We start from the raw sequence: 8,933 nt of genomic DNA on the forward strand, positions 1-8,933 counted from the left end.
ATGAAGGCCGCACCGCCCTCTTGGCGGCAGGTCACAAAAGTGAGTTGATCGCGGCACAGGTGCAAGCCGTCCAGCACCGCCAGATAACTCTCACCAGGCACGCCGAACGCGTGGGTAACGCCTTGGGCCAGAAGGCATTCAACGAGCAGGTGGCCAGCAATTTTTGTAGTCATGCCCTATTGTGCCCAAGGCGACGAAAGCCATCTGTCACAGCCGTTCAAGGAGGGCTTGCACGGCCTGTGACACCGAAGCGCGTCTTCAAAGCGCGTGTTCAACCACCTGGAAATCGAACTGGCCCGGCGCACGCACTGGATCCACCGACACCTCAATGGTGCATTTGGGCGGAAAACGCCCTTCCAGCAACAGTTTGGACAAGGGATTTTCCAGACGCTGCTGAATCGCCCTTTTCAAAGGCCTTGCGCCAAACACCGGGTCAAAACCGACCTTCGCCAATTCAGACAATGCCGCTGGACTCACTTTCAAAGTCAGGTCCATGCGGGACAGGCGGGCTTGCAACACCTGCAACTGGATTTGCGCAATGGACGCGATGTGCTGGGCATCCAGGCCATGGAAGACCACGGTCTCGTCGATGCGGTTCAAGAACTCGGGACGGAAATGGCTCTTGAGTTCGTCCCATACCGCGTCCTTGATGTCTTCGGCGGGTTGGCCCACCATCGACTGGATCAGGTGCGAGCCCAAATTCGAGGTCATCACGATCACGGTGTTTTTGAAGTCCACCGTGCGCCCTTGCCCATCGGTCAAGCGACCATCGTCCAAAACCTGCAGCAAGATGTTGAAGACATCGGGGTGGGCTTTTTCCACCTCGTCCAGCAGCAAGACACTGTAGGGCTTGCGGCGCACGGCTTCAGTCAGGTAACCACCCTCCTCGTAACCCACATAGCCCGGCGGTGCACCGATCAGGCGGGCTACCGAGTGTTTTTCCATGAACTCGCTCATGTCCATGCGGATCAGGTGGTCTTCGCTGTCAAACAAAAAGCCAGCAAGCGCCTTGCAAAGCTCGGTTTTTCCCACGCCTGTGGGGCCCAAAAACAGGAACGAGCCCGTTGGGCGGTTCGGATCGGACAAGCCCGAGCGCGAGCGGCGAATGGCGTTGGCCACAGCCGCAATGGCTTCGTCCTGGCCCACGACGCGCTGGTGCAGTTTGTCTTCCATCTGCAGGAGTTTTTCGCGCTCGCCCTGCATCATTTTTGACACCGGAATGCCTGTGGCGCGGGACACGACCTCGGCAATCTCTTCGGCACCCACCTGCGTTCGCAGCAAGCGGTGCACCGGTTTTTCGCCGGGCGCAGCTTCCTTGGCCTGCACTTCCTTGAGGGTTTTTTCCAGCGCAGGCAGCTTGCCGTACTGCAACTCGGCCACCTTGTTGAAATCGCCTTTGCGGGTCAACTCTTCAATCTGCTGCTTGAGTTGGTCGATCTGTTCGCGCACCTGCTGGCCGCCTTGGGCTTGCGCTTTTTCAGCGCGCCAGATTTCCTCCAGATCGGCCGCTTCTTTTTTCAGTTTGTCGATCTCTTCTTCGATCAAGGCAAATCGTTTTTGCGAAGCCTCATCGCTTTCCCTGCGCACCGCTTCGCGCTCGATCTGCAGCTGGATCAATCGGCGGTCGAGCTTGTCCATCACCTCGGGCTTGGAGTCGATCTCGATCTTGATTTTGGCTGCGGCCTCGTCGATCAAATCAATGGCCTTGTCGGGCAGGAAACGGTCTGTGATGTAACGGTGACTCAGCTCGGCTGCGGCCACGATGGCCGGGTCGGTGATGTCTACGCCGTGGTGGATTTCATACTTCTCTTGCAAGCCGCGCAAGATGGCGATGGTGGCTTCCACTGTGGGTTCATTGACCAGAATTTTCTGGAATCGGCGCTCTAAAGCCGCGTCCTTTTCGATGTATTTGCGGTACTCGTCCAATGTGGTTGCACCCACACAATGCAACTCGCCCCGGGCCAACGCAGGCTTGAGCATGTTGCCCGCGTCCATCGCACCTTCGGCCTTGCCCGCTCCCACCATGGTGTGCAACTCGTCGATGAACACAATGGTCTGGCCCTCGTCCTTGGCCAATTCGCTGAGCACGGTTTTCAGACGCTCTTCAAACTCGCCACGGAACTTGGCCCCAGCGAGCAAAGCGGCCATGTCCAGCGACAGCACGCGTTTGCCCTTGAGCGAATCGGGCACCTCGCCCGCTACGATGCGCTGGGCCAGGCCTTCGACGATCGCGGTTTTGCCCACACCCGGCTCTCCGATCAGCACCGGGTTGTTTTTGGTGCGGCGCTGCAAAACCTGGATGGCGCGACGGATCTCGTCGTCCCTGCCAATCACCGGGTCCAGCTTGCCGATGCGGGCACGCTCCGTCAGGTCGATGCAATACTTTTTGAGCGCCTCACGCTGGCCTTCGGCATCGGCGTTGCCCACGCTTTGGCCGCCACGCACCGCTTCGATGGCGGTCTCCAGGCTTTTGCGGTTCAGCCCATGCTCTTTGGCGATGCGCCCCGCCTCGGATTTGCTTTCGGTCAGTGCCAGCAAAAACAATTCACCTGCAATGAAGGCGTCGCCGCGTTTGATGGCTTCTTTCTCTGCTGCCTGCAAGAGCTTGACCAGATCCGGACCTACGGTCACCTGGTCTTGCCCGCTAACCTGGGGCAAACGCGAGACGGCCAATTCGGCCGCTTGAAGCAAAGCGGGCACCTGAACGCCCGCTCGCAACAAAATGGCTTTGGGGCCGTCGTCTTGCTTGAGCATGGTGGCCAGCAGGTGCTGAGGTTCAATGTAAGCATGGTCTTTGCCAAGGGCCAGCGACTGGGCGTCCGACAAGGCTTCCTGGAACTTGGTGGTGAGTTTGTCAATTCGCATGTGTGTTTCTCCAATGCTTGGCAACTTGTGCTGAAAGTGGCATTTTCAAGGGCCGTTGAGGCAGGCACTTTTGCCTAAAATCAAAGCATGAACATTCACCAACTGTCTGTGAACCACGATGAACGCCAAGACCGCTTGTTGCTTCGCCTGAACACCCAGGACCAGCAGGAGTTCCGTTTCTGGCTGACGCGGCGCATGGCGCTGCGTTTGTTGCCCGCCATCGAACAATCGGCCGTGCGTCTGGAGGCGGCGCAACCCGGCGTGGCGGCCACCGATGGGCCATCGCAGAACCTGCTGAGTGAACTCAAGCGCGATGCATTTTTGAAAAAGGCCGACTTTGCCACCCCTTTTGAAAACCAAGCCACACAATGGCCGCTGGGGGCAGAACCCCTGCTCATCACCGATGCCCATTTGACGATCAAGCCAGGCGGGTCATTGGCAATTGCTTTTGAGGACAAGTCCGATCCAGCCCAAGCCCGCGCTTGTCAGTTGCACCTGCAAGTCAGCCTGGTGCACGGGATGCTGCACCTGATCCAGCAGGCCATCGAGAAAGCAGAATGGCGCAGCTTGGCCAGCCCCGCCAAATCGACCGACACAGGCCCAGTGGCACCAACTGAGCCGCCTCGCTACGCACACTGAAGCTGGTCGGCCAGACCCACGACCGGAAATCAAGCGTTGTGGGCCTGAATGCCCCATCGGGCCAAGGCCGCATCGTCGGACACGCGGGCGTCCACCCAATGTGCCCCTTCAGGGGTTTGCTCTTTTTTCCAGAACGGGGCCTGTGTTTTGAGGTAATCCATCAAAAATTCGCAGGCTTTGAAGCTCTCGCCCCTGTGCGCCGAGGTCACAGCCACCAGCACGATCTGGTCTGCAGGCAGCAAACGCCCCACGCGGTGCACCACACGCGCCGCATAAAAGTCAAATCGGCGATGCGCTTCGTCGATCATGGCTTCGATCGATTTTTCGGTCATGCCCGGGTAGTGCTCCAACTCCATGGCTTGCACTTCATCACTTGCCTGACCGGTCAGTGCCCGGGTGTCGCGCACAGTGCCCACAAAGCTGCACACCGCCCCGACCCGCAAGTCCTGTCCCTGCAGGGCAGCCAACTCGGTGGACACGTCAAAGTCGTTCGTCTGGATGCTGACTCGGGGCGTCATCGCGTCAACCTCCGGTCACGGGTGGAAAAAAACCAACCTCGCAGCCCTCGCTCAGGGCGGCATTGTCTTGCACCATGAGCTGATTCAGGGCCATGCGCACCGGGCGATCCGGCGACAAACAAGCTCTGTAGTGCTCGCCCCGTGCCATCAACTCGGTGCGCAAAGCGGCCACATCGGCCGTCTGGGTCTCCACGGTCTCGTGCGACAAACCAATGCTTTCACGCAAAGAGGCGAAATAGCGAACCTGCACTTTCATGCCAAGCACTCCGAAAAAGGCCAAAAATCGACCAACTGGCCGAGCTCAATCGTCTGTCCACCGGGGTTGTCCACCACCCCATCGGCCCACACCACCGAGGTCAACACCCCAGAGCTTTGGTTGGGAAACAGGTCCAGCCCGCCATGGGCATTGCGGCGAACGCGCAAGAATTCGCGGCGCTTGTCGGCCTTGGGCCACGCGAAATGTGCAGGCAAGCGCTGGATCGTTGGGGCGGATAGCACCATGCCTTGCAATTGGCGCAGCAAGGGCCTGACCAAGAGCAAAAAGGTCATGTAACTGGACACAGGGTTGCCAGGCAAACCCACAAAGTGGGCCACGCCCTCGGCGGTCTGACGCCGCACCTGGCCGTACGCAAAGGGCTTGCCCGGCTTCATGGCGATTTGCCACAGGTTCAACTCGCCCAAGGACTGCACCGCCGGTTTGACGTGGTCTTCTTCGCCCACCGACACACCGCCGCTGGTCAGAATCAGGTCGTGGTGGTCGGCCGCAGTTTTGAGCGCGGCCACGGTGGCTTCGCGCCGGTCGGGCACGATGCCCAAGTCGCTCACCTCGCAGCCCATGCGGTGCAACAAGGTGCGCAGGAAAAAACGGTTGGAGTTGTAAATGCTGCCCGGGGGCATGTCCTGCGGGGCCACATCGCCCGGCATGACCAACTCGTCGCCCGTCGAAAACAAAGCCACCCGGGGGCGGCGCAAAACCGGCAAATGCGCCAGACCCAGGCTCGCGGCCAAGCCCAGTTCGGCAGGTCCCAGTTTTTGGCCACGTTGCAAAGCCGTCTGGCCTTGGCGGATGTCTTCGCCGCTTCGGCGAATCCACTGCCCTTGCTCGGGCACCACCGCAAAGCGCACGGCATCGGGCTCTCCGGACACAGGCTCAGCTTGCTCCTGCATGACGATGGCGTCGGCGCCTTCGGGCACGGGGGCCCCGGTAAAGATGCGGGCGACTTGCCCGGGCTGCAATGGCTGCCCGGTGTGACCGGCTGCGATGCGCTGGGTCACACGCAGTGCGACGCCCGGCTGCAACAAATCGGCACGGCGCACCGCGTAGCCGTCCATCGAGGAATTGTCAAAAGACGGAACCTGCAAAGCAGACACCAGGTCTTCGGCCAGCACTCGCCCATCGGCATCGAAGGTGGCCACCGACTCAGCGTCGGTCAGGGGGGTGATGCGTGCAAGCAGCGCCTGCAGCGCGTCGTCCAAAGACATCAAAGGGGCGCGTGGGGCGGTGCTCATAAGCGGTCAGTCGCAGTGCTGCTGGATGTATGCCTTGACCAAAGCCACATCGGCTTTCATGACCAGCACGCGTTTGGGTAAGGCTTCGATGCCTTCAAACTGCGGTGGGCGCTCAGGCTGGCGGCCCAAGGCTTCCACGATGGTCGCGGCGAACTTGATGGGCAAAGCGGTTTCGAGCACGATCATGGGCACCTGGGGGTTCAGATGCTCTTTGGCCACCTTCACGCCGTCGGCGGTGTGGGTGTCGATCATCATTCCGTAGGTGGCAAACACTTGTTGAATGGTCTTCAAGCGGTCGGCATGGGTGCTGCGGCCGCTGTCAAAACCGTAAGTGGTAGTGGCTTGGGCAAAGCGTGGGTCGCCTGATACATCGAAGAAACCGTGGCGGCTTAAACCTTCGCCAAAGATGGCTTTGGTTTGGGCGGCATCACGGCCCAGCAGGTCGAACACAAAGCGCTCGAAGTTGCTGGCCTTGGAGATGTCCATCGAGGGGCTAGAGGTTTCGTGCGTGTCAGCCGTGCCGCGCACACGGTAAACGCCGGTACGGAAAAACTCGTCGAGCACATCGTTTTCGTTGGTGGCGACCACCAAGCGGTTAATCGGCAAGCCCATCATGCGGGCCACATGGCCTGCGCACACGTTGCCAAAGTTGCCGCTGGGCACCGTGAAGCTGACCTTTTGGTCATTGTGCTGCGTAGCTTGGAAGTAACCAGCAAAGTAATACACCACCTGGGCCAGCAAACGCGCCCAGTTGATGGAGTTCACCGTCCCGATTTTGTATTTCCGCTTGAACTCCAAATCGTTAGACACCGCCTTGACGATGTCCTGGCAGTCATCGAACACACCTTCAATCGCGATGTTGTGGATGTTTTCGTCAAGCAGGCTGAACATCTGCGCTTGCTGAAAAGGACTCATGCGGCCGTTCGGGCTGGTCATGAAGACACGCACGCCCTTTTTGCCGCGCATGGCGTATTCGGCTGCACTGCCGGTGTCGCCCGAGGTGGCCCCAAAAATGTTCAGCGTTTCGCCGCGCCGTGCCAACTCGTATTCAAACAAATTGCCCAGCAACTGCATGGCCATGTCTTTGAAGGCCAATGTGGGGCCATTGGACAAGGCCTCCAGGAACATCTCGGGCTGGGCTTGTCCAGCCGCCTGCAAAGGCTTGAGCGGCACGATCTCTTTCGTGCCGAACACTTCAGTTGTGTAGGTCTTGCGGCACAAAGCCTGCAAGGCATCGCGTGGAATGTCGTCGATGTAAAGCGACAGCACCTCAAAAGCAAGAGCCGCGTAGCCCTGGCTTTGCCAGACTTGGCGCAAGCGGGTCAATGCCGAAGCGTCGATTTGAGGGTAGCTTTCGGGCAAGTAAAGTCCACCATCAGGGGCCAGGCCTTCAAGCAGGATTTCACAAAATTGTTTGCGGTCGGCATGACCGCGGGTCGACAGGTAGCGCATCAGTTCAACTCTTCCTTGCGAATGCGCACGATAGGCGCCATCACGGTCGGCAGGGCCTGCATTTGGGCCAGCACATCGTTCAGGGTGCCTTCGCGCGTGTCGTGGGTCAAGATGATCACGTCGGTCTGGTTCTCTCCGGCCTGGCTGACCTGATCGGCCTCGCGCTGCAAAACAGCGTCGATGCTGATGCCCGCTTCAGCCAGCAAGCCGGTCAGCTTGGCCAGCACGCCCGCTTGGTCTGCCACACGCAAACGCAAGTAATAACTGGTCACCACCTCGGACATGGGCAACACGGTCAAGTTGCTCATGGAGCCAGGCTGGAAGGCAAGGTGTGGCACACGGTTCAAAGGGTCGGCGGTGTGCAAACGGGTGATGTCCACCAGATCGGCAATCACCGCGCTGGCGGTGGGCTCAGAGCCTGCACCTTTGCCGTAATACAAGGTCGTGCCCACGGCATCGCCTTGCACCATCACCGCGTTCATGGCGCCTTCTACGTTGGCGATCAAGCGCTGAGTCGGCACCAGACTGGGGTGCACGCGCAACTCAATGCCTTGCGCGGTACGTTTGGTGATGCCCAGCAGCTTGATGCGGTAGCCCAATTGCTCGGCGTACTTGATGTCGGCCGCGCCCAACTTGGTGATGCCTTCGACATAGGCCTTGTCAAACTGCACCGGAATGCCAAAGGCAATCGCGCTCATCAGGGTCACTTTGTGCGCGGCGTCCACACCCTCGATGTCAAAAGTCGGATCGGCTTCGGCATAACCCAAGCGCTGAGCCTCCTTGAGCACATCGCCAAAGTCCAGGCCCTTGTCACGCATTTCGGACAGGATGAAGTTGGTGGTGCCGTTGATGATGCCCGCCACCCACTGGATGCTGTTGGCTGTCAAACCCTCGCGCAGCGCCTTGATGATCGGAATACCTCCGGCCACGGCCGCTTCAAAAGCCACCATCACACCTTTGGCCTGGGCCGCTGCAAAGATCTCAGTGCCATGCACGGCCAGCAAGGCTTTGTTGGCGGTCACCACATGCTTGCCAGCAGCAATCGCCTCCATCACCAAGGCTTTGGCAATGCCGTAGCCGCCGATCAATTCGATCACGATGTCGATTTCGGGATTGGCAATCACCGCACGGGCATCGGCCACCACCTGAACACCCTCACCCACCAGGGCTTGGGCCCTTGCCACGTCCAGATCGGCCACCATGGCGATTTCAATGCCACGGCCGGCACGACGCTGGATTTCTTCTTGGTTGCGCAGAAGCACATTGAAAGTGCCGCTGCCTACAGTGCCCATGCCCAACAGGCCTACTTTGATCGGTTTCATTCACTACTCTTTGACGTTGTGCCCAGCCAAGCCAGGCAATTCTTGAAAATTCAGGCAGCGAGACTATCGGTGCCAAATCGTTGACGTGCACCTTCCAAGAAGCGTGCCACGCGGCCAATCGCCTCTCGCAAATCGTCTTCATGCGGCAAAAATACGATACGGAAATGGTCGGCATCGGGCCAGTTGAAGCCCGTGCCCTGCACCAGCATGACCTTGGTTTCTTCCAGCAGTTGCAAGAAAAAGTCCTGGTCGTCCTGCACCGGGTAAATTTTCGAATCCAGTTTCGGGAACATGTACAAAGCCGCACGGGGCTTGACGCAGCTGACGCCAGGAATGGCCGTGATCAATTGGTGCGCCAAATCGCGCTGCTTGCGCAATCGACCGCCCTCGCCCACCAGTTCATTGATGCTTTGGTGTCCACCCAGCGCCGTCTGGATGGCCCATTGACCGGGCACATTGGCGCACAAACGCATGTTAGAGAGCATGTTCAGGCCTTCGATGTAATCGCGGGCCACTTTCTTGTCGCCTGAAATCACCATCCAGCCCGCACGGTAGCCACAAGAGCGGTAGCTTTTAGACAACGAGTTGAAGGTCAGCGTCAAAACATCTTGCGACAAACTGGCCAGCG

Annotated in this window: 9 protein-coding genes; 1 reads left to right on the forward strand and 8 read right to left on the reverse strand. The window is 59.2% G+C overall.

From position 1 onward, the window contains the following. A partial coding sequence (locus Q0341_RS07825) for a thiamine pyrophosphate-binding protein (protein WP_299511840.1) occupies nt 1–173 on the reverse strand: 173 nt, incomplete at its 3' end. 85 nt (nt 174–258) lie between these two features. Then, nucleotides 259–2,865, reverse strand: coding sequence for an ATP-dependent chaperone ClpB (gene clpB / locus Q0341_RS07830; protein ID WP_299511825.1), 2,607 nt, complete (start codon nt 2,863–2,865; stop codon nt 259–261). A gap of 87 nt (nt 2,866–2,952) precedes the next feature. Between clpB and Q0341_RS07835 the strand changes: the two genes are divergently transcribed. Next, complete coding sequence (locus Q0341_RS07835) at nt 2,953–3,504, forward strand: hypothetical protein (protein WP_299511827.1); 552 nt, start codon at nt 2,953–2,955, stop codon at nt 3,502–3,504. A 29-nt stretch (nt 3,505–3,533) separates the two neighbouring features. Here the strand turns inward: Q0341_RS07835 and Q0341_RS07840 are convergent, their stop codons facing one another. The 6 genes from Q0341_RS07840 to Q0341_RS07865 form a co-directional block, all read right to left on the reverse strand. Beyond that, nucleotides 3,534–4,022, reverse strand: coding sequence for a molybdenum cofactor biosynthesis protein MoaE (locus tag Q0341_RS07840; protein WP_299511829.1), 489 nt, complete (start codon nt 4,020–4,022; stop codon nt 3,534–3,536). Nucleotides 4,023–4,026: 4 nt separating this feature from the next. Beyond that, nucleotides 4,027–4,278 (reverse strand): molybdopterin converting factor subunit 1, encoded by a 252-nt coding sequence (gene moaD, locus Q0341_RS07845; RefSeq protein WP_299511831.1) that lies wholly within the window; start codon nt 4,276–4,278, stop codon nt 4,027–4,029. Then, nucleotides 4,275–5,531 carry a gephyrin-like molybdotransferase Glp gene (gene glp / locus Q0341_RS07850; RefSeq protein ID WP_299511833.1) on the reverse strand — a complete coding sequence of 419 codons (1,257 nt, stop codon included), beginning with the start codon at nt 5,529–5,531 and terminating at the stop codon, nt 4,275–4,277. The genes moaD and glp overlap by 4 nt, the downstream gene beginning before the upstream one ends. A 6-nt stretch (nt 5,532–5,537) precedes the next feature. Then, nucleotides 5,538–6,983 (reverse strand): threonine synthase, encoded by a 1,446-nt coding sequence (thrC, locus tag Q0341_RS07855; RefSeq protein ID WP_299511835.1) that lies wholly within the window; start codon nt 6,981–6,983, stop codon nt 5,538–5,540. Then, nucleotides 6,983–8,305: a homoserine dehydrogenase gene (locus tag Q0341_RS07860; protein WP_299511836.1), complete on the reverse strand. Its 1,323-nt coding sequence runs from the start codon at nt 8,303–8,305 to the stop codon at nt 6,983–6,985. The genes thrC and Q0341_RS07860 overlap by 1 nt, the downstream gene beginning before the upstream one ends. 50 nt (nt 8,306–8,355) lie before the next feature. Beyond that, nucleotides 8,356–8,933: aminotransferase class I/II-fold pyridoxal phosphate-dependent enzyme (locus tag Q0341_RS07865; protein ID WP_299511838.1), on the reverse strand; the 578-nt coding region annotated here is incomplete at its 5' end.

The sequence above is a fragment of the uncultured Limnohabitans sp. genome (assembly GCF_937889215.1).
Classification (GTDB): Bacteria; Pseudomonadota; Gammaproteobacteria; order Burkholderiales; family Burkholderiaceae_C; genus Limnohabitans_A.

Coding starts and splice junctions, on each gene's coding strand:
- clpB (WP_299511825.1), bottom strand. CDS start 2,865: ATGCGAATTGACAAACTCACCACCAAGTTCCAGGAAGCCTTGTCGGAC.
- Q0341_RS07835 (WP_299511827.1), top strand. CDS start 2,953: ATGAACATTCACCAACTGTCTGTGAACCACGATGAACGCCAAGACCGC.
- Q0341_RS07840 (WP_299511829.1), bottom strand. CDS start 4,022: ATGACGCCCCGAGTCAGCATCCAGACGAACGACTTTGACGTGTCCACC.
- moaD (WP_299511831.1), bottom strand. CDS start 4,278: ATGAAAGTGCAGGTTCGCTATTTCGCCTCTTTGCGTGAAAGCATTGGT.
- glp (WP_299511833.1), bottom strand. CDS start 5,531: ATGAGCACCGCCCCACGCGCCCCTTTGATGTCTTTGGACGACGCGCTG.
- thrC (WP_299511835.1), bottom strand. CDS start 6,983: ATGCGCTACCTGTCGACCCGCGGTCATGCCGACCGCAAACAATTTTGT.
- Q0341_RS07860 (WP_299511836.1), bottom strand. CDS start 8,305: ATGAAACCGATCAAAGTAGGCCTGTTGGGCATGGGCACTGTAGGCAGC.